At 42.2% G+C, this 20,911-nt stretch carries 23 protein-coding genes and 2 other annotated features; all 23 genes read left to right on the forward strand.

Features of this window, described 5'->3' with window-relative positions; all coding sequences use genetic code 11:
* Nucleotides 1-527 precede the first annotated feature (527 nt).
* Complete coding sequence (locus tag JNO66_RS19385) at nucleotides 528-989, forward strand: CtsR family transcriptional regulator (RefSeq protein WP_203090857.1); 462 nt, start codon at nucleotides 528-530, stop codon at nucleotides 987-989.
* Nucleotides 990-1,018: 29 nt separating this feature from the next.
* Nucleotides 1,019-1,552, forward strand: coding sequence for a UvrB/UvrC motif-containing protein (locus JNO66_RS19390; RefSeq protein WP_203090858.1), 534 nt, complete (start codon nucleotides 1,019-1,021; stop codon nucleotides 1,550-1,552).
* Nucleotide 1,553: 1 nt separating this feature from the next.
* The gene (locus JNO66_RS19395; RefSeq protein ID WP_203090859.1) at nucleotides 1,554-2,627 is read left to right on the forward strand and encodes a protein arginine kinase; all 1,074 of its coding nucleotides are present in this window, start codon (nucleotides 1,554-1,556) and stop codon (nucleotides 2,625-2,627) included.
* Between the two features lie 26 nt (nucleotides 2,628-2,653).
* The gene (clpC, locus tag JNO66_RS19400) at nucleotides 2,654-5,107 is read left to right on the forward strand and encodes an ATP-dependent Clp protease ATP-binding subunit (RefSeq protein WP_203090860.1); all 2,454 of its coding nucleotides are present in this window, start codon (nucleotides 2,654-2,656) and stop codon (nucleotides 5,105-5,107) included.
* A 94-nt stretch (nucleotides 5,108-5,201) separates the two neighbouring features.
* Complete coding sequence (gene radA, locus JNO66_RS19405; protein ID WP_203090861.1) at nucleotides 5,202-6,575, forward strand: DNA repair protein RadA; 1,374 nt, start codon at nucleotides 5,202-5,204, stop codon at nucleotides 6,573-6,575.
* 5 nt (nucleotides 6,576-6,580) lie between these two features.
* On the forward strand, nucleotides 6,581-7,654 hold the full coding sequence (gene disA, locus JNO66_RS19410) for a DNA integrity scanning diadenylate cyclase DisA (protein ID WP_203090862.1): 1,074 nt from the start codon (nucleotides 6,581-6,583) through the stop codon (nucleotides 7,652-7,654).
* Nucleotides 7,655-7,758: 104 nt separating this feature from the next.
* Nucleotides 7,759-8,847 carry a PIN/TRAM domain-containing protein gene (locus JNO66_RS19415; RefSeq protein ID WP_203090863.1) on the forward strand — a complete coding sequence of 363 codons (1,089 nt, stop codon included), beginning with the start codon at nucleotides 7,759-7,761 and terminating at the stop codon, nucleotides 8,845-8,847.
* Between the two features lie 141 nt (nucleotides 8,848-8,988).
* Nucleotides 8,989-9,702, forward strand: coding sequence for a 2-C-methyl-D-erythritol 4-phosphate cytidylyltransferase (gene ispD, locus JNO66_RS19420; RefSeq protein ID WP_203090864.1), 714 nt, complete (start codon nucleotides 8,989-8,991; stop codon nucleotides 9,700-9,702).
* A complete protein-coding gene (ispF, locus tag JNO66_RS19425; RefSeq protein ID WP_203090865.1) occupies nucleotides 9,677-10,153 on the forward strand; it encodes a 2-C-methyl-D-erythritol 2,4-cyclodiphosphate synthase in 477 nt (158 codons plus the stop codon). Before ispD ends, ispF begins: the two co-directional genes overlap by 26 nt.
* 87 nt (nucleotides 10,154-10,240) lie before the next feature.
* Entirely contained in the window at nucleotides 10,241-11,704 is a 1,464-nt protein-coding gene (gene gltX / locus JNO66_RS19430; RefSeq protein WP_203090866.1) for a glutamate--tRNA ligase, read from the forward strand.
* Nucleotides 11,705-11,720: 16 nt separating this feature from the next.
* Nucleotides 11,721-11,951: a binding site (T-box leader), on the forward strand.
* Nucleotides 11,952-12,007: 56 nt separating this feature from the next.
* Nucleotides 12,008-12,652, forward strand: coding sequence for a serine O-acetyltransferase (gene cysE, locus JNO66_RS19435; protein WP_203090939.1), 645 nt, complete (start codon nucleotides 12,008-12,010; stop codon nucleotides 12,650-12,652).
* Nucleotides 12,653-12,712: 60 nt separating this feature from the next.
* A complete protein-coding gene (gene cysS, locus JNO66_RS19440) occupies nucleotides 12,713-14,119 on the forward strand; it encodes a cysteine--tRNA ligase (protein ID WP_203090867.1) in 1,407 nt (468 codons plus the stop codon).
* On the forward strand, nucleotides 14,116-14,550 hold the full coding sequence (locus JNO66_RS19445) for a Mini-ribonuclease 3 (RefSeq protein WP_203090868.1): 435 nt from the start codon (nucleotides 14,116-14,118) through the stop codon (nucleotides 14,548-14,550). The genes cysS and JNO66_RS19445 overlap by 4 nt, the downstream gene beginning before the upstream one ends.
* On the forward strand, nucleotides 14,543-15,292 hold the full coding sequence (gene rlmB, locus JNO66_RS19450) for a 23S rRNA (guanosine(2251)-2'-O)-methyltransferase RlmB (protein WP_203090869.1): 750 nt from the start codon (nucleotides 14,543-14,545) through the stop codon (nucleotides 15,290-15,292). The genes JNO66_RS19445 and rlmB overlap by 8 nt, the downstream gene beginning before the upstream one ends.
* Before the next feature lie 2 nt (nucleotides 15,293-15,294).
* Nucleotides 15,295-15,807, forward strand: a complete 513-nt coding sequence (locus JNO66_RS19455; protein WP_203090870.1) for an NYN domain-containing protein — start codon at nucleotides 15,295-15,297, stop codon at nucleotides 15,805-15,807.
* 97 nt (nucleotides 15,808-15,904) lie between these two features.
* A complete protein-coding gene (gene sigH, locus JNO66_RS19460; RefSeq protein WP_203090940.1) occupies nucleotides 15,905-16,552 on the forward strand; it encodes an RNA polymerase sporulation sigma factor SigH in 648 nt (215 codons plus the stop codon).
* 278 nt (nucleotides 16,553-16,830) lie between these two features.
* Nucleotides 16,831-17,010, forward strand: a complete 180-nt coding sequence (secE, locus tag JNO66_RS19465) for a preprotein translocase subunit SecE (RefSeq protein ID WP_203090871.1) — start codon at nucleotides 16,831-16,833, stop codon at nucleotides 17,008-17,010.
* A gap of 80 nt (nucleotides 17,011-17,090) precedes the next feature.
* Nucleotides 17,091-17,624 carry a transcription termination/antitermination protein NusG gene (nusG, locus tag JNO66_RS19470; protein WP_203090872.1) on the forward strand — a complete coding sequence of 178 codons (534 nt, stop codon included), beginning with the start codon at nucleotides 17,091-17,093 and terminating at the stop codon, nucleotides 17,622-17,624.
* 157 nt (nucleotides 17,625-17,781) lie between these two features.
* Complete coding sequence (gene rplK / locus JNO66_RS19475) at nucleotides 17,782-18,207, forward strand: 50S ribosomal protein L11 (RefSeq protein WP_203090873.1); 426 nt, start codon at nucleotides 17,782-17,784, stop codon at nucleotides 18,205-18,207.
* Nucleotides 18,208-18,332: 125 nt separating this feature from the next.
* Nucleotides 18,333-19,028: a 50S ribosomal protein L1 gene (rplA, locus tag JNO66_RS19480; RefSeq protein WP_203090874.1), complete on the forward strand. Its 696-nt coding sequence runs from the start codon at nucleotides 18,333-18,335 to the stop codon at nucleotides 19,026-19,028.
* Nucleotides 19,029-19,085: 57 nt separating this feature from the next.
* Nucleotides 19,086-19,212, forward strand: a sequence feature (ribosomal protein L10 leader region).
* 39 nt (nucleotides 19,213-19,251) lie between these two features.
* A complete protein-coding gene (gene rplJ / locus JNO66_RS19485; protein WP_203090875.1) occupies nucleotides 19,252-19,752 on the forward strand; it encodes a 50S ribosomal protein L10 in 501 nt (166 codons plus the stop codon).
* A gap of 69 nt (nucleotides 19,753-19,821) precedes the next feature.
* The gene (gene rplL, locus JNO66_RS19490; protein ID WP_203090876.1) at nucleotides 19,822-20,190 is read left to right on the forward strand and encodes a 50S ribosomal protein L7/L12; all 369 of its coding nucleotides are present in this window, start codon (nucleotides 19,822-19,824) and stop codon (nucleotides 20,188-20,190) included.
* Between the two features lie 73 nt (nucleotides 20,191-20,263).
* The gene (locus JNO66_RS19495) at nucleotides 20,264-20,866 is read left to right on the forward strand and encodes a class I SAM-dependent methyltransferase (RefSeq protein ID WP_203090877.1); all 603 of its coding nucleotides are present in this window, start codon (nucleotides 20,264-20,266) and stop codon (nucleotides 20,864-20,866) included.
* Nucleotides 20,867-20,911: the final 45 nt, after the last annotated feature.

The following is a 20,911-nucleotide window of genomic DNA, read 5'->3' on the forward strand; positions in this document are numbered from 1 at the left end:
TCCCCCTGCGAGAGTAGAACGTTGCCGGGCACTGATTAAAAACCTTTCATCTTTGGATGGAAGGTTTTTTTGTTTTATAAAGAGTAGGTAACTAAGAAGAATAGTGTGAGAACCAAGAACTCTGGACCTTTTACCAAGCAAAACGAAAAAAGAACCAAGCCCCCAGCATGTTCAATCAAAAACCAACCCTCGATACGAAGAGAGAAGTCAACTACATTAAGAAGGAATTTTCTTTTATCAAGAAACATCACTATAAAGAAACAAGATTAACCCCTGCTATAAAGCCGCATTCCCCTTATCAGGAAGTGTAAGGAACCTCATCACTATCTAAGAACTTATCCCTTCATAAGTCTAGATCGTACTAATCTGGCTAAACTGAATAGTAACCATACATAACTCATCATAGAATTTGAACTTTTTAACCAAACTGTTTATAATAAAGTTAGTCAAATATAGTCAAAGTCAAGATTTAGGTAATCATATATATATATAAATATAAATGAATGTACAAGAGAGGAGGGAATGAAGTGCGGAACATTTCTGATTTCATTGAGGAATATCTAAAGAGTACGTTATTAAATAGCGGAAAAGAGCTTGTAGAGATTAAACGAAGTGAACTTGCTAAGCGGTTTGAATGTGTCCCTTCTCAAATTAATTACGTCATTAGTACTCGTTTTACGCTAGAAAAAGGGTATATTGTTGAGAGTAAGAGAGGCGGAGGCGGATACATTCGGATTATAAAAGTCGAGACACACGAAAAGGCCGACTTATATGATCAGCTGCTGCACTTGATAGGGCCAGTTATAGACCAGCAAACAGCAGAGAACATTGTTTTAAGGCTCTATGAAGAGAAAGCCATCGTCAAACGCGAAGCAAATCTTATGATGAGTGTGCTGGATCGTTCAGTTTTAAAGGTTGAGTTACCTTACCGAGATCAATTGCGCTCAAATATTTTAAAAGCGATGATTAATACCTTAAAATATAAATAAGCGAGATGAAAACGAGGTGAATAGTTAACATGAAATGCCAAGAGTGTCAGCAAAGACAGGCTACTCTCCATTTTACAAAGATCATTAACGGAGAAAAAATGGAGATTCATCTATGTGAAACGTGCGCAAAAGAGAAGGGTGAACATGTACCGGGCACCAATACGTTTTCCATTCATCAGTTGTTATCCGGGTTACTGCATTTTGAGCATCCATCTATACAGGAAAATGAACAGAAAACGGCTCCTAAAGAATTGACGTGTGAAAGCTGTCATATGACATACAGTCAGTTTGTTGAGATAGGAAGGTTTGGATGTGCCTCCTGCTATAAAACATTTGATGAAAAGCTTGATCCTGTTTTGCGACGAGTCCATAGCGGGAATGTGAGGCACCATGGTAAGATTCCAAAACGGATTGGTGGCGGAATTAAGCGTCAAAAAGAAATCAATGCTCTCAAGCTAAAAATAAAAGAGTACATTGAAAGCGAAGAATTTGAAAAAGCAGCTGAGGTAAGAGACCATATTCGTTTATTAGAACAAAAAAATAGAGAGTCTGAGGAGGGATAAGATGTCGCTTGAGCGCTTTATAAAAGATGCGATTAGTCCTTGGATGAAAGAGACAGGAGCGGATGTAGATATTGTGCTTAGCAGTAGAATTCGCTTAGCAAGAAATCTGAAGGAATATCCATTCCCTATTATCTCCTCACTTGATCAATCAAAAGAGGTAGCTGATTTTACAGTGAATGCCTTAACTACAGCTCCTACTGAGCAAATTGGTGAATTAGACACTTTATACATGGAAGAAATGAAATCAAATGAAAAACGAGTACTGGTCGAGAAACATCTTATAAGCCCACACTTAGCTGAGCAATCAAAGCATGGAGCCGTTTTACTGAATAAGGATGAGTCCTTAAGCATTATGGTTAATGAAGAGGATCATCTACGAATACAATGCTTATTCTCAGGCTCACAGCTTGAAAAAGGTCTAGAGATTGCACAGTCTGTGGATGATTGGGTTGAGGGACACCTGACCTATGCATATGATGAAAAACGTGGGTATTTAACTAGTTGTCCAACAAATGTAGGGACTGGAATGAGAGCGTCGGTGATGATGCACTTACCCGCTCTTGCGATGACACAGCAAATTAACCGAATTTTACCGGCAATTAATCAATTGGGATTAGTTGTTAGAGGAATTTATGGTGAGGGTAGCGAAGCATTAGGTAACCTCTTTCAAATTTCCAACCAGATCACACTAGGAAAGTCAGAGCAGGATATTGTAGATGATCTTCACGGTGTTGTCACACAATTGATTCAAAGAGAGCGTAATGCACGGCAAATGCTCATGCAGAACTCACGATTGAAGCTTGAGGATCGGGTCTATCGCTCCTATGGAATCTTATCACAAAGTCGGATTATTGAATCAAAAGAAGCCACACGCAGATTATCCGATGTTAGGCTCGGAATTGATTTAGGATTGATTGAGGGAGTATCAGGGAACATACTTAATGAGCTAATGATTTTAACGCAGGTTGGATTTCTACAACAATTTGCAGGAGACATCTTAACGGCAGATCAACGTGACGAACGACGAGCCGCTTTGATACGTGAAAGACTTCAACTGAAGGATCAAGAACAGTGAACTGATTATAACGGAGGTGGCCATTTATGATGTTTGGTCGATTTACAGAGAGAGCTCAAAAGGTATTGGCACTAGCACAAGAGGAAGCAATCCGTTTAGGCCACAATAATATAGGAACTGAACATATCCTTCTTGGGTTGATACGTGAAGGAGAAGGAATTGCAGCAAAAGCTCTTCAAGCATTAGGGCTTGGACCAGAAAAGCTACAAAAAGAAGTTGAAACACTTATTGGGAAAGGGCAAGAAGGCTCTAAAACCAAACACTACACACCAAGAGCGAAAAAGGTGATTGAGCTTTCTATGGATGAAGCTCGTAAGCTTGGTCATTCGTATGTTGGAACGGAGCACATTCTTCTTGGCTTAATTCGCGAAGGAGAAGGAGTAGCTGCTCGAGTCCTTAATAATTTAGGTGTGAGCTTAAATAAAGCGCGTCAGCAAGTTCTTCAGCTACTTGGTAGTAACGAGGGTGGTAGCTCACAGCAACAAGGTGGAGCTGTATCCAATGCAAATACACCAACTTTAGATAGCCTAGCGCGTGATTTAACAGCCATTGCGCGTGAAGAGTCGCTTGACCCGGTTATTGGACGTAGCAAAGAAATTGAACGCGTGATCCAAGTCTTGAGCAGACGTACGAAGAACAACCCTGTATTAATTGGAGAGCCTGGTGTAGGTAAAACGGCAATTGCTGAAGGCTTAGCACAGGCAATCATCGCAAATGAAGTGCCTGAGACACTACGAAACAAACGTGTCATGACACTTGATATGGGAACAGTTGTTGCTGGTACAAAGTATCGTGGTGAGTTTGAAGATCGTCTGAAAAAGGTGATGGACGAAATCCGCCAAGCAGGAAACGTCATCCTTTTCATTGATGAGCTTCATACGTTAATTGGTGCGGGTGGAGCAGAAGGTGCCATTGACGCATCAAACATTCTGAAACCATCACTTGCTCGTGGAGAGCTTCAATGCATTGGTGCTACAACAATTGACGAGTATCGCAAGTACATTGAGAAGGATGCAGCGCTTGAACGTCGTTTCCAGCCGATCCAAGTCAATGAACCTACGTTAGAAGAATCAATGCAAATTCTAAAAGGCCTACGTGATCGTTATGAAGCGCATCACCGTGTGACGATTACGGATACGGCGATTGAAGAAGCTGTAAAGCTCTCAGACCGCTACATTCCAGATCGCTTCCTACCAGATAAAGCGATTGACTTAATTGATGAAGCTGCTTCTAAAGTGCGCTTACGTTCTTATACTGCACCACCTGATTTAAAAGAGCTTGAGCAGAAGCTAGAGGAAACGCGTAAAGAAAAAGATGCGTCTGTTCAAAGCCAAGAATTTGAGAAAGCAGCTTCCTTACGTGACACAGAACAGCGTCTACGTGAGCAGTTGGATGAAATGAAAAACAACTGGAAGAAGAAGCAGGGTCAAGAAAACACCGAAGTGGCTGTTGAAGACATTGCTCAGGTTGTAGCAAGCTGGACGGGAATCCCAGTTGCAAAACTTGCAGAGGAAGAAACGGATCGTCTATTAAAAATGGAAGAGATTCTTCACCAGCGTGTGGTTGGTCAGGAAGAAGCTGTTCTATCAATCTCTAAAGCCGTTCGTCGTGCGAGAGCAGGACTTAAGGATCCGAAGCGTCCGATTGGATCATTTATTTTCCTTGGACCAACGGGTGTAGGTAAAACAGAGCTTGCTCGCGCTGTAGCTGAGACGCTATTTGGTGATGAGGATTCTGTAATCCGAATTGATATGTCAGAGTACATGGAAAAACACTCAACGAGTCGTCTAGTTGGATCTCCTCCTGGCTATGTTGGTCATGAAGAGGGTGGGCAATTAACGGAAAAAATTCGCCGTAAGCCATACTCTGTTATTCTTCTAGATGAAATTGAGAAGGCACATCCAGATGTCTTTAACATTCTGCTACAAGTGCTTGAGGATGGTCGTCTAACGGATTCAAAAGGTCGTACGGTAGACTTCCGTAATACGGCAGTAATTATGACGTCAAACGTAGGAGCAAGTGCACTTAAAGGAAACAAATATCTTGGCTTCACGACGGAAACAGAGGGTCGCGAGTACAAAGATATGAAAGACCGCGTGATGGGCGAGCTGAAAAACAGCTTTAGACCGGAGTTCATTAACCGTATTGACGAAATCATTGTCTTCCATGCGCTTGAAAAGAAGCATATTCGTGAAATTATCACGTTAATGGCTGACCAGCTTAAAACACGTCTAAAAGAACAAGGCATTGATTTTGAATTAACAGAGGAAGCCAAAGATAAGATTACTGATCTTGGGTATGATCCTGAATACGGTGCAAGACCATTACGTCGTGCTCTGCAAAAGCAGGTAGAGGATCGTTTGTCTGAAGAGTTATTAAAAGGCACGATCGCTAAAGGGCAAAAAGCAGTCATTGGCGTAAAAGATAACGAGCTCTTTGTTGAAACGGTTGAAACAAAAGAAGAAACGAGCAACGTGTAAGTTTCTACGTTTGCTTGCGTTGTCTAACAACAGACCGGGAGTTTGAATGGCTCCCGGTCTTTATTTTTAAAAGTTCGTCTTTGGAGGAAATGGCATGGCCAAGAAAAAAACAAAGTTTGTATGTCAAGAGTGCGGCTACGAGTCGGCAAAGTGGATGGGGAAGTGCCCTGGCTGTCAGGAATGGAACACGATGGTAGAGGAAATGGAAGCTGTGACAAAGCAGTCGAGTCGGAGCTATGTTACCTCATCAACGACAACGACTAAGCCACAACCACTTTCTCAGGTTGTTGGAGATCGTGAACCACGGATCGATACAACCATCCAAGAACTCAATCGCGTACTTGGTGGAGGCATTGTACCAGGATCGTTGGTTTTAGTTGGGGGAGATCCGGGGATAGGGAAATCAACACTGCTACTTCAGCTATCGGCAAAGCTAGCCGAAAAAAAAGAGAAGGTGCTCTATATCTCTGGTGAAGAATCAGTAAAGCAAACCAAGTTGCGTGCAGACCGTCTAGGGATGATTGCGCCGGAATTGTTTGTTTTAGCTGAAACAGACCTTCAATTCATACAGCATGCGATTGAAGAGGTTGAACCCTCCCTCGTCATTATTGATTCCATTCAAACGGTGTATCAGGATGAGATTACCTCGGCTCCAGGAAGTGTGGCTCAGGTGCGTGAGTGTACAGCAGCCTTTATGAAAATTGCTAAGACAAAAGGAATTGCAATCTTTATCGTAGGCCACGTCACGAAGCAAGGATCAATTGCCGGACCAAAGCTACTTGAGCATATGGTTGATTCAGTTCTGTACTTTGAAGGAGAGCGGCATCATACGTATCGGATTCTTCGGGCAGTTAAAAACCGTTTTGGCTCAACGAATGAGATGGGTATTTTTGAAATGAAAGAAGCGGGCTTAGAGGAAGTGTTAAACCCGTCAGAGATCTTTCTAGAAGAGCGATCACAGGGCGCGGCAGGATCAGTTGTTGTCGCTTCAATGGAAGGAACACGGCCGGTACTTGTGGAATTACAAGCCCTGATCTCGCCAACTGGTTATGGGAACCCTAGACGGATGGCAACAGGGATTGACCACAACCGAGTGTCGCTTCTAATGGCGGTACTTGAAAAGCGTGTAGGGCTCCTTCTACAAACGCAAGATGCGTACTTAAAGGTAGCGGGTGGAGTGAAGCTTGATGAGCCTGCTATTGATTTGGCAATTGCCTTAAGTATTGCATCAAGCTTTAAGGACCAGCCGACTCAATCAATGGACGCTGCAATTGGTGAGGTTGGGCTTACAGGAGAGATCAGACGCGTATCAAGAATTGACCAACGCGTAAACGAAGCCGCTAAGCTTGGCTTTAAACGAGTCATAATACCAGAGAAAAATCTTGGTGGGTGGACGGTACCACCAGGTATTGAAGTAGTAGGCGTCCCAACATTGGAGCGTGCCATTGAAGTTGTTCTTGGGAGGTAGTAAAAATGGATGAACAAAACAAAAATGAATTTATTCAAAACCTTTTAAAGCTAGTTGCACCAGGTACACCTCTTCGTGCCGGAATCGATAATGTTCTCCGTGCCAATACAGGTGGACTGATTGTACTTGGTCATACCGAAGAAATGAAACAAATTGTTGATGGGGGCTTTCATATTAATTGCCCGTTCTCACCGGCTTATTTATATGAATTGGCTAAAATGGATGGCGCCATTATTTTAAGTGACGATGGCAAAAAAATCTTGTATGCCAATACGCAGCTTGTGCCTAATAACGGGATTACCTCAAATGAAACAGGGATCCGCCATCGTACAGCAGAACGTGTAGCGAAGCAAACGAATCAATTAACGATCTCTATTTCGCAGCGTCGAAATGTAATCACACTTTATCAAGGGGAATTCCGCTATTCTTTAAAAGATATTGGTGTGATCTTAACGAAAGCAAATCAAGCTATTCAGACGCTTGAAAAATATAAATCCGTTCTCGAACAATCGATTACGAACCTTGGAGCACTTGAATTCGAAGAGTTAGTAACATTGTCCGAGATTACCCAGGTTATCCACCGCGTACAGATGGTTCTTAGAATTAAGCGAGAAATCCTAAACTACATCAATGAACTTGGAGATGAAGGTCGTTTAATTACGATGCAGTTAAAGGAGCTTGTATCTGACACGGAAAAAGAAGCGATGTTCTTACTGAAAGATTACGTAAAGGATAGTAAGCAGGATGTATCCAAAACGCTTAAAGAATTGACGGATCTTCAAACAGAGGATTTACTTGATGAGCCGGCAATTATAAAAGCACTAGGCTACCCTAAAAACGTGAACCTTAGTGAGTTTGTTGTCTCACCAAGAGGGTATCGGATGCTTCATCGAATTCCGAGGTTGCCTTCACAGATCATTGAAAATCTCATTAATGAATATGAGAGCCTATCAAACATTGTGTCTGCTGATACAAGTAAGCTTGATGAGGTGGACGGGATTGGAGAAGCAAGAGCGAGAATGATTAAAAATGGCTTAAATCGAATTCAAGAGCAGTTATTTATCGATCGCCATATTTAGACAAAAAGCTTATGTTGTTTTATGGACGACTTGTGTAAAATTCCAGTTTACTAGGTTTTGATTCCTTATTCTTGTCTATAATAACTAGAAGGAGGTGGACCGTTATGATGACTTGGATTGTAAAGATTTTTCTAATGGTAGCAGGCGGGGCTTTAGGCTTTATATATATTCCTGAACTTATCCAACTTTTTTCTATTAACAATATACCCGCCTGGTTGCAGAATGAATTCACGGGTATGGTTATTGGAATTGTTGTCATGTATATTGTGTCGATGTGGTTAGCTCGTTATATTGTGAATGTGATGAAAGTATTGGAAGAGCGGATTTTAAAAGCGTCCTTAACTGACATTATGTCCGGTACGCTTGGATTGATTTTGGGCCTTGTGATTGGATACTTAATTAGTAGTCAGATTGCGCAGCTCCAGTTTCTTGGGGTGCAGAACATTCTCCCGATCTTCGTAACGATCATTCTAGGTTACTTTGGCTTCCAAATTGGTTTTAAGAAGCGTGACGAGCTTGTTCAGCTTTTTCTAGTGAATCGTGGTGGTGGAAAAGAAAAACGCGTGGATGAGACTCCTGGCGCGAAACGCTTAAAGATCCTAGATACAAGTGTAATCATTGATGGGCGTATCGCAGACATTTGTAAGACCGGTTTTCTTGAAGGAACATTAGTCATTCCTGAGTTTGTATTAGCAGAATTACAACATATCGCGGATTCCTCCGATGCATTGAAACGAAACCGTGGAAGACGTGGGTTGGATATTCTGAATAAAATTCAGAAAGAGCTTCCGATTAAGGTAGAGATCTATGATGGTGACTTTGAAGACATTCAGGAGGTTGATAGTAAGCTGGTGAAGCTTGCTAAAATCTCGGATGGTGTTGTTGTCACAAATGACTTTAACTTAAACAAAGTATGTGAGCTACAAGGTGTAGCCGTTTTAAACATAAATGATTTAGCAAATGCAGTAAAGCCGGTTGTTCTGCCGGGTGAAAAGATGAATGTTCAAGTTATAAAGGATGGAAAAGAACATCATCAGGGAGTTGCTTATTTAGACGATGGAACGATGATTGTTGTAGAAGGTGGACGCGAATATATTGGGAAGCAGATTGATGTAGTTGTTACGAGTGTCCTGCAGACGAGTGCCGGCCGCATGATTTTTGCAAAACCAAAGGTCTTTGAAAAAGCCCTTTAATCCTGATCAGTGAAAAAGCACCGTGAACATGGTGCTTTTTCTTTTTACATTCAATAGGCAATCCCAGTTAAAAGAGTGTAAACATTGGGGTGGACATGCTAAAATGAAACGAATGCATGTATGAGAATTGGAGAGGGCAGGATGATGTATAGTATTGTGATCCCGGCTGCAGGTCAGGGCAAACGTATGAAAGCTGGTAAGAACAAGCAATTCATCGAATTAAATCAAACACCACTCATCGCGTATACACTGCAAGTTTTTGAAGAGGATGAGCAATGCAAGCAAATTATACTTGTTGCAAATGAATATGAAATAGAGGCTATGCAAGATATTGTACGAGCCTACAACATTAAAAAGGTTACACGCATAGCTGTTGGAGGAATGGAGCGCCAGCAAAGCGTCTATGAAGGATTAAAACAACTTGAGGGTCCTGATGAAATTGTTATGGTTCATGATGGAGCCAGACCATTTATCAGAGAATCAATTATTCACGAACTTGTCAATGCGACGAGCAAAGACGGTGGTGCGGTCGTAGGCGTTCGGATGAAGGACACCGTGAAGCGGGTCAGTCAAAATCAGATCGTTGAGACAATCGACAGAAGTGAGCTTTGGGCTGTCCAGACTCCGCAGGCTTTTTGGCGCGACTCGTTACTTGATGGTCATAAACGGGCGGAAGAAGAAGGCTTTGTAGCAACGGATGACGCAAGTATTATGGAATGGGTTGGTTCGAAGATTGTGATGGTTGAAGGGGATTACAGCAATTTAAAGATCACGACACCTGAGGATTTACTAATGGCGGAAGCGATCTTACGAAAAAGGAGAATGGAACATGATTCGAGTCGGACAGGGGTTTGATGTCCATCAATTAACTGAAGGACGTCCATTAATTATAGGCGGTATTACAATTCCATATGAAAAAGGGTTGCTAGGGCACTCTGATGCAGACGTATTACTACACACAATTGCGGATGCAGCACTTGGGGCTATTGGTGAAGGAGATATCGGGAGACATTTTCCTGATACAAGTGAAGAGTTTAAGGATGCGGATTCCAAGGTATTACTACAGGATGTATGGTCCATGGTTAAAGAGCGTGGATTTAAGCTCGGTAATGTAGACTGTACCATTATGGCACAGATGCCAAAGATGGCTCCTCACATTGAAGCGATGAGAAATCAAATTGCTGAATTGCTTGAAGCAGATCCATCTCAGGTGAACGTAAAAGCAACGACAACAGAAAAGCTTGGGTTTACTGGTCGCGGCGAAGGAATCGCTTCACAGGCTGTTATCTTAATTGAACAAGCATAGATGAATGTTTGTTCTAATGGTGGTAGAATAGAAGCCGACGAAATAGGTAACGATTATTTAGATTTTAGAAATGGATGGTGTTAGCACATGAGCAGCAACGTACGTGTACGATTTGCGCCAAGTCCAACGGGTCACCTTCATATTGGAGGCGCACGTTCGGCATTATTTAACTATTTATATGCACGTAACCAAGGAGGCAAATTTGTTCTCCGGATTGAAGATACAGATCAGGCTCGTAACGTGGAACAAGCAAAAGAAAAGCTACTTGATAGCTTAAAATGGCTTGGCATGGATTGGGATGAAAGTATTGATATCGGTGGAGAATATGGACCTTATAGCAGTATGGAGCGCGTTGATATCTATAAGGACTATGTACAGCAGCTTCTTGACGAAGGAAAAGCTTATTACTGCTATATGACATCTGAGGAGCTTGAAGAGGAGCGAGCGGCACAGCTTGCTCGTGGTGAGGCACCAAAGTACAGCGGGCGTGATCGTGATTTAACGCCTGAGCAACGTAAAGCTTACGTGGATAAAGGAATTAAGCCTGTTGTACGTTTCCGTGTTCCTCAAAATCAAGTCGTTAAAATTGAAGATGCTGTGCGTGGAGACGTATCATTTGAAACAGATGGCATTGGAGACTTTGTTATTGCACGTAATGACGGCGTTCCAATGTACAACTTTGCGGTTGTAATTGATGATCAGCTGATGAAGATCTCTCACGTCATCCGTGCAGAAGAGCACTTATCAAATACACCACGTCAGGCACTTGTCTATGAAGCGTTTGGCTGGGAGAAACCAACCTTTGCTCATGCATCGTTGATCTTAAATCCAGATCGTCAGAAAATGAGTAAGCGCGATGAATCAATCATTCAATTTGTTGAACAATACAAGGAGCTTGGATATTTACCTGAAGCACTCGTAAACTTCCTAGCACTTCTTGGATGGTCACCAGTTGGAGAGGAAGAAATCTTCACGATTGATGAGCTTTCAGATCAATTTAGTTTAGAGCGTGTATCAAAAGCTCCAGCTGTATTTGATACAGACAAGCTAGCATGGATGAATAATCAATACATTCAAGCAGCTCCTCTAGAGAAGATCGTAGACCTTGCTCTACCTCATCTTGTCCATGCAGGGCGTTTGCCTGAGGAAATGGATGAGACTCGTAAGGAATGGGCAACACGTCTCATTAGTCTATACAAAGAGCAGCTTCACTATGGTGCTGAAATTGTGACGCTAACAGAGTTATTCTTCAAAGAAGAAATTGAGTATAATGAAGAAGCGAAAGCTGTATTAACTGAAGAGCAGGTTCCAGACGTTCTGAATCATTTTGTTCAAGAACTTGATGCACTAGAAGAATATACTGCTCCAGCCATTAAAGCAGCGATTAAAGCAACACAAAAAGCAACAGGCCAAAAAGGGAAAAAGCTTTTCATGCCAATTCGTGTAGCGGCCACTGGCCAAACTCATGGTCCAGAATTGCCTGATACCATTGAATTACTTGGAAAAGCAACCATTGCTGCGCGCCTAAAACAAGCAGCGTCACTAGCGTAAGTCACAACTTCATAATCACAACTTGTTGATTGGGAGGGGCAACCGTGAGTTTTGTATACAGAGAACACTGCATATGCTGAGAGCAGTGTTACAGACTCGGTTGAACATGCACCCAGGAGACTTTTTCTAAAACCAGGTTCATTGTTAGTAGGAAAAAGCGGGACGGCTCCGTTACAGCTATAAAGAGTGAATAGAGTTAGTGTCTATTCCTAAAACAGAGTGGAACCGTGCATCCTGCGCCTCTGTACATCCTTGATGTACAGAGGCTTTTTTCATTTGAGTAAGGGGGAGTGAGTAGTGGGTATTTTTAGAACGTTGATGAATGACGTAGATGTTGTATTCCATCAAGACCCTGCAGCACGAAGCCGGATGGAAGTGGTTTTTACCTATTCTGGCGTGCACGCAATTTGGGCACATCGAATGGCACACGGGCTTTGGAAGTGGAAGCTGCGCTTTTTAGCTAAACTCCTTTCCCAAATCAGCCGATTCTTTACAGGAATTGAGATTCACCCAGCTGCAGTGATTGGGCAACGATTGTTTATTGACCACGGTATGGGTGTAGTCATTGGGGAAACCTGTGAGATCGGAGACAATGTCACGATTTATCAAGGGGTTACACTTGGTGGAACAGGGAAAGAAAAGGGGAAAAGGCATCCCACCGTCGGAAATGGTGTGATGATTTCAAGTGGTGCTAAAGTGCTTGGCTCCTTTACGATAGGTGAATACTCGCGAATTGGTGCCGGATCTGTTGTGTTAAAGGAAGTTCCTCCAAACTCAACGGTTGTAGGAATACCAGGTCGAATTGTCGTAAAGAATGGATGTAAAGTGAATAATGAACTGGATCATCACATTCTCCCGGATCCAGTTGCTGATAAATTTAAACAATTAGAAGAAGAACTGCTGGAGTTAAAAGAAGAGCTTTACCGGCAGAAAAATACGTCACGCTAGGCAGGGTATCTGCTTATGCTAGCTAAAAGAATGATCAAGTTAAGTTAAGGAGAAGATTGTATGGCCATTCAAATTTTAAACAGCTTAACAATGAAAAAAGAGCCTTTTATTCCAATGGAAGAGGGCAAGGTTAAGATGTATGTATGTGGACCCACTGTCTACAATTATATTCATATTGGAAATGCAAGGCCGCCGATTGTCTACGATATGGTGCGTAGGTATCTAGAATATCGTGGTTATGAAGTGTTTTTTGTTTCAAACTTTACAGATGTGGATGACAAAATTATCCGTGCGGCTAATGAATTAGGCGAAGATGTATTTGATGTCGCGAATCGTTTCATTGAAGCGTATCATCAAGACACCTGCGCATTAGGTGTAAAGCCAGCAGACATTCACCCTAGAGTAACAGAAACCATATCGGATATCGTTGAATTTATTGAGAAGCTTGAGCAGAAAGGCTATGCCTATGAATCAGGCGGAGATGTTTATTTCCGAACGAGAAAGTTTAAAGAGTACGGGAAGCTTTCGTCTCAGTCTATTGATGATTTGCAAAGCGGTTCTCGTATTGAAGTGGATTCACGAAAAGAAGACCCACTTGATTTTGTCCTCTGGAAGGCAGCAAAAGAAGGAGAGATCTCCTGGGAGAGTCCATGGGGCAACGGACGACCAGGCTGGCACATTGAATGCTCGGCCATGGTAAAAAAATATTTAGGCGATACGATTGATATTCATGCAGGAGGCCGCGATCTGTCATTCCCGCACCATGAAAATGAGATTGCGCAGTCGGAAGCCTTGACAGATAAGCCTATGGCCAACTATTGGATGCATAATGGGTTTATTAACATCGACAATGAAAAAATGTCAAAATCACTCGGAAATTTTGTTTTGGCACATGATATCATTCGACAGCATTCACCAGAAGTCGTACGGTTCTTTATGCTGACGGCTCACTACCGCAGCCCAATTAATTTCAGCTCTGAATTACTTGAAGGAGCTAAAAATGGACTGGATCGAATTAAAACGGCGCTGTCGACTATGAAGCACAGACTGGATGATTGTGCAGACTACGGTGAGCAGGACGGATGGTTAGATAAAGTATCGGAGCTTCGCACACGGTTTATCCAAGAGATGGACGATGATTTTAATAGTGCCAATGGTATTTCGGTTCTGTTTGATGCAGCGAAGGAAGCGAATATTTATAGCCGCGAAAAACAAACGTCTAAATCGGTTCTAGAAGCTTTCATCAGCTTATTTGATGAGCTTGGTGGAGTGCTTGGTTTGTCTCTGCACGAAGAGGCTGAATTATTAGATGCAGAAGTGGATCAACTAATCGAGAAGCGAAACCAAGCGCGTGCAGCACGTAATTTCCAAGAAGCAGACGATATTCGTGATCAATTAAAGAATCAAGGAATTCTGCTTGAGGATACCCCACAAGGTGTACGCTGGAAACGAGAAGCGCGCACATGAAGATCATAAAGCCAACAACAGATTTAAAGCAATTAAACGGGTTAGCCCTTGCCTATATGGGTGATGCTGTACTTGATATGTATGTACGGTATTACCTGCTGGCACAGGGAAAGGTTAAGCCGCATGCTCTGCACGTAGAAGCAACTCGTTATGTCTCTGCAAAAGCACAAGCGGAAATGGTGCATCGTTTAGAGGAAAACGGGGTATTCACAGATCAAGAGATGATGGTCATTAAACGAGGTCGTAATGCAAAGTCAGGCTCAGTGCCGAAGAACACAAGTGTAACGACGTATCGTTACTCAACTGGCTTTGAAGCATTGCTCGGCTACTTGTATGTGACCAATGAATCAGAACGGTTAGATGAGATTATTGAAATGGCACTTGGAGAATATGAGAACAAACAAGAAAAAGGAGCACATAATCATGAGTGAGGAATTTATTGCAGGAAAGAACCCGATCATAGAAGCGCTCCGCTCCGGTCACCCGATTCATAAGATTTGGATTGCGGAAGGCTCGCAGAAAGGGCAAATGACGAAGGTTCTTCAGATCGCTAAAGAGAAGAATATTCTCGTGCAGACAGCTCCTAAAAAGAAGCTAGCCAGTCTGTTAGGGAATGAAAATCACCAAGGGATTGTTGCATCAGTTGCTGCATATGAGTATGCAGAGATTGAAGACATTTTTGAGCGTGCAGCCGAAAAGGACGAACAACCGTTCTTCTTAGTCCTTGATGAACTTGAAGATCCGCACAATCTAGGATCAATCCTACGTACAGCAGATGCGTGTGGCGCGCACGGAGTCATTATTCCGAAGCGTCGGGCTGTAGGGCTGACTCAAACCGTTGCGAAGGCCTCCACTGGAGCGATTGAATATGTACCTGTTGTCAGGGTAACAAACATTTCGCGAACAATGGACGAGCTTAAGAAACAAGGGGTGTGGTTTGCAGGAACAGATGCTTCTGCTAAGGAAGACTACCGCAGTGCAGCTTTTGATATGCCGCTCGGTCTTGTCATTGGAAGTGAAGGCAAAGGAATGAGCCGTCTTGTAAAGGAAAAATGTGATTTCCTTGTTTATATTCCAATGGTCGGTAGTGTAACGTCACTTAACGCTTCTGTTGCTGCGAGTTTACTGATGTATGAGGTTTATCGTAACCGTACGCCGCTAGGAAGTCGATAATAATGAGAACCATTCTGCTGGTTGATGGCTATAATATCATCGGTGCCTGGCCAAAGCTTCGGGAATTAAAGGATCAGGATCTAGAGCTAGCAAGAGATCTATTAATTAGTAGCATGGCGGAGTACCAAGCCTATTCTGGTGCAGAGGTGACTGTTATTTTTGATGCTCATATGGTGACGGGGGTAGGGAAAACCTATCAAAACCATAAGGTGGAAGTAATCTATACGCGTAAGCTTGAGACGGCAGATGAAAGAATTGAACGTTTAGTCAGGGAGCTTAAGCGTGTAGATACAACTATCCATGTAGCTACCTCTGATTTTGCAGAGCAGTCTGTTATCTTTGGAAGTGGTGCCTTGCGAAAGTCAGCAAGGGAGCTTTTAATCGAGACAGAAATGGCAACAAAAGGAATTAAAAAAATGGTCGAAACGACGAAAAAACAACAAAAACCGACACATGCATACCTTAGTGACGAGCTGACCGAAATTTTTGAAAAATGGCGTCGTGGCGAGAGATGAGTGGTTGACCTTCTGGAAAAGTGTGCTATATAATACGTTTAAACATTAAGTCAGTGGCCTAGGCCGAGGGGGTATTGTTGTGACTGCAGAGCTTCAGCTGGAACCAACTTTTACAAAGCCTGGTAACGGATTTGAACAGGCTGACGATAGCTTTCTTGTAGATCAAGTAAGACTCGGAAACACTCTGGCACTTGAATATCTAATTAACAAATATAAGAATTTTGTGCGTGCGAAGTCACGTTCTTATTTTTTGATTGGCGCTGATCATGAAGATATTGTTCAAGAGGGAATGATTGGTCTTTACAAGGCTGTTCGTGACTTTAGAGGGGACAAGCTTTCCTCGTTTAAAGCATTTGCTGAACTGTGTATTACACGACAGATCATTACAGCAATTAAAACAGCTACTAGGCAGAAACACATCCCCCTTAATTCGTATGTATCACTAGATAAACCACTTTATGACGAAGAATCGGACCGTACATTACTTGATGTTATATGCGGAAATCGGGTAACGGATCCAGAAGAACTATTAATTAATCAAGAAGAGTTTGAGAGTATTGAACTGAAGATGGGCGAAATTCTGAGTGAGCTGGAGCAGCAGGTTCTGCTTCTCTATCTCGATGGGCGTACCTATCAAGAAATTTCAGTGGATCTCAACCGTCACGTAAAATCAATCGATAATGCATTGCAGCGTGTAAAACGAAAGCTTGAACGGTATGTAGAGCTTAAGGGAGTTACGCTTTAGAAACGTAGACGGTACAAGGCTTAACCTGTACCGTTTTCTCATTATTCTACCAACCAAAGATTGACACAAAATACTTGACATGCTAGTATCAAAGAGCATGTGTAATGCTAGTTGAACTCTTATCTAACAAGGGTTCTTTTTTATACTATTTTAAGTTAACCGCATTTGAATGAATGCAGCGGTTCTTTTTTTGTTTGTACAGAGAATCTTGTATTGATGAGCGGTTGTTTAGATAGACAAGATCATGACCATAATGAATTGGTGCTGGAGGTGTTCCCATGGCCGGTAAAGTAGTTAATTTCTTTCAAAGTGTAGCTCAAGAAATGAGACGTGTCACGTGGCCGACGCGTAAAGAACTGACACGTTACACGTTAGTTGTTCTTGCGACGGTAGCGATCATGACGATCTTTTTCGCAGTGGTTGATTTGGGGATTTCAGAGTTAGTTCGTCTTCTCTAGGAATACACAGTTGTAAGATGGTAGATGATTTGTATGAGTACTAGAAAGGAGGCGAATAGGACAAACTGGTCCTAGCTACAATGGAGAAAAATTGGTATGTGGTACACACGTATTCAGGCTATGAAAACAAGGTGAAAGCGAACCTTGAAAAGCGTGTGGAATCTATGGATATGACAGATAAAATCTTTCGAGTACTTGTTCCTGTTGAAGAAGAAACAGAAGTAAAGAACGGCAAAACAAAAACCGTTTCTCGTAAAGTATTTCCAGGTTACGTTCTAGTTGAAATCATTATGACAGATGACTCTTGGTATGTGGTCCGTAATACACCAGGGGTAACTGGATTCGTTGGATCATCTGGAGCAGGTTCTAAGCCGACAGCTCTTTTACCGGATGAAGTAGAAAGCATTCTTAAACAAATGGGTGTGGAACAACCGAAAGCAGATATTGATTTTGATATTAAAGAATCTGTGAAGGTAAAAGAAGGTCCATTTGCGAATTTTGTTGGAACAATTGAAGAAATTCAAGTGGAAAAACAAAAGGTAAAGGTTCATGTGAACATGTTTGGACGCGAGACGCCTGTTGAGCTTGATTTTAATCAAGTAGAAAAGATTTAATAAATGACTTGATATCTCCCTTTGAAGGTGATAGAATTTTCATGTTTGATATGGTTTGATAACATGAGCCATCGGGTGCATGAATGCATCCGTTTTTTGAGTGGGAGGATGAAAATCATCCGGATAACCACATCACGGACTTAAGGAGGTGTGTCACGTGGCTAAAAAGGTAATTAAAATGGTTAAATTGCAAATCCCTGCTGGGAAAGCGAATCCAGCTCCACCGGTTGGTCCTGCATTGGGTCAAGCAGGTGTGAATATTATGGGTTTCTGTAAAGAATTTAACGCTCGTACTTCTGATCAAGCAGGTCTAATTATTCCTGTTGAGATTACAGTTTTTGAGGATCGTTCGTTTACGTTCATCACAAAAACTCCGCCTGCAGCGGTATTGCTTAAGAAAGCAGCTGGAATCGAGTCTGGTTCTGGAGAGCCAAACCGTAATAAGGTTGCAACTGTTAAGCGTGATAAAGTGCGCGAGATTGCTGAAACTAAAATGCCAGATCTTAACGCTGCAAACGTTGAGTCTGCAATGCGTATGGTTGAAGGAACAGCTCGCAGCATGGGAATTACGATCGAAGACTAAGACTTATTGTTCCGTTTACTGGAGGTTGCGACTTGAGGATTCTTCCTCATACCTGTGAAACAGGGCGCAACCTTCTGTAGTGGGAGGACTATCCGTTAAAACCACAATCGAGGAGGAAAAGAATCATGGCTAAAAAAGGTAAAAAGTATCAAGAAGCCCTAAAGCTGGTTGATAAGGATACTTCGTATTCTCCAGTAGAGGCAATTGAACTTGTTAAGAAAACAGCGACAGCTAAATTTGACGAGTCTGTTGAAGTAGCTGTACGTTTGGGCGTAGACCCGAAAAAAGCGGATCAGCAAATCCGTGGAGCAGTAGTGCTTCCGAATGGTACAGGTAAAACACAACGTGTTCTTGTATTTGCTAAAGGTGAAAAGGCGAAAGAAGCAGAAGCTGCTGGAGCTGACTATGTTGGAGAAGAAGATTTCATCAACAAAATCAACCAAGGTTGGTTTGAGTTTGACGTAATCGTTGCAACTCCTGACATGATGGCTCAAGTTGGTAAGCTTGGTCGTGTACTAGGACCAAAAGGCCTTATGCCAAACCCTAAAACAGGAACTGTTACATTTGATGTAACAAAAGCTGTTAATGAAATCAAAGCTGGTAAAGTAGAATACCGTGTTGAAAAATCCGGTAACGTACACGTTCCAATCGGTAAAGTGTCATTTGAAGATGACAAACTAGTTGAGAACTTCAAGACAATCATCGACACGTTGCTTAAAGCTAAGCCAAGTGCTGCTAAAGGTACTTACATGCGTAATGTATCAATTGCATCTACGATGGGTCCTGGAATTCGCGTGAACGTTTCTTCTCTTTCTAAATAAACGTTGACAAATGGTGCAGCCATTGTGTATACTTCTTCAAGTGCACAGTGGTTGCACATTTATTATATGATTATACCGTAGACAGCAGGGGCATATAGCTTAATATCCTGCCGAGGTGAGCGATAGATTTCTTAATGGAATCCATACGCCCTCATGTCTGCATGAGGGCTTTTTATATGCTTATGCGCGGTGTAAACGTAACAGACTAACAGGAGGTGTATGTATGAGTAAAATTATCGATGCTAAGAAACAGGTTGTTTCTGAGATCGCTACTAAGCTTAGCGAGAGCCAATCAACAGTTGTTGTTGATTACCGTGGTCTTTCAGTTGCTGAAGTAACAGATCTTCGTAAACAACTACGTGATGCTGGTGTTGAGTTCAAAGTTTACAAAAACTCAATGACACGTCGTGCGACTGCTGAGACTGAACTTACTGCTCTTGATGAGCAGCTTGTAGGTCCTACTGCGATTGCATTCAGTAAAGAAGATGTTGTTGCTCCTGCTAAGATTCTTAACGATTTTGCTAAAAAGCATGAAGCGTTAGAAATCAAAGCTGGTGTGATTGAAGGTCAAGTAGCGTCTCTTGAGCAAATCAAAGCGCTAGCTGAACTTCCATCTCGTGATGGTCTTCTTTCTATGCTTCTTAGTGTGCTTCAAGCACCAGTTCGTAACTTTGCACTTGCTACAAAAGCAGTTGCAGAGCAAAAGGAAGAGCAAGGCGCTTAATAGAGTAGCCTGCTAACTCGTAACAAAACCCACAAAGGTGAAAGCCTATAAAACAAGGAGGATTTACAAATGACTAAAACACATGAAGAAATCATTGGTGCAATCAAAGAAATGACAGTACTAGAACTTAACGATCTAGTAAAAGCTATTGAAGAAGAATTCGGTGTTACTGCTGCTGCTCCTGTAGCTGCTGCTGGTGCTGCTGGTGGCGAAGCTGCTGCTGAGCAAACTGAATTTGACGTAGTTCTAGAATCAGCTGGTGGTTCTAAAATCAACGTAATCAAAGCAGTTCGTGAAGTAACTGGTCTTGGTCTTAAAGAAGCGAAAGCACTAGTTGATGGTGCTCCAGCTCCAATTAAAGAAGGCGTTTCTCAAGACGAAGCTAACGAAGTTAAAGCTAAGCTTGAAGAAGCAGGAGCTTCTGTTGAAGTTAAGTAATTAGTTGAATAAGAAAAGGCTCGCGCCATAGCGAGTCTTTTTTTGTCCATAGGTAAAAGAATGGAGGATTCCGATGTCTGAACACTATTATTCCAATAAACCGAGTACACCGAGTGAACAAAAAACGTGGTCAACCGAACTGCGTGGATTTAGCTTGCGATTAACATCAGACAGAGGCGTTTTTTCAAAACATGAAGTAGATTTTGGAAGTAGGACGCTAATTGAGCATTTTCAATTCCCTGAAGTAGAGGGGGATCTACTTGATGTTGGCTGTGGGTATGGGCCAATTGGATTGACTCTAGCAAAAGCTGATCCCGAGCGGACGGTACACCTACTCGATGTGAATGAACGAGCGTGTACGTTAGCGCGAATGAACGCGCGTCAAAATCGAGTGGAGAATGTTCTGGTTTTTGAGAGTGATGGGTTTGATAAGGTTCCGCATGAGGAATACGCTGCGATTCTAACCAATCCACCTATTCGTGCAGGAAAAGCAACAGTATTCTCAATCTATGAACAAGCGCACGCGCATTTAAAGAGTGGGGGAGAGCTTTGGGTTGTGATTCAAAAGAAGCAAGGTGCTCCCTCTACATTAGAAAAATTAGGTCAATTATTTGGCGAAGTAGAAACGGTTGAAAAAAACAAGGGATATTTTATTATCCGTGCAAGAAAAAATTGACTCGCAAACTACCTTGTGGTATTATCATTTAATGCGTACAATTGC

The organism is Alkalicoccobacillus gibsonii, from assembly GCF_016798245.1.
In the GTDB taxonomy this organism is placed as follows: domain Bacteria; phylum Bacillota; class Bacilli; order Bacillales; family Bacillaceae_D; genus Alkalicoccobacillus; species Alkalicoccobacillus gibsonii.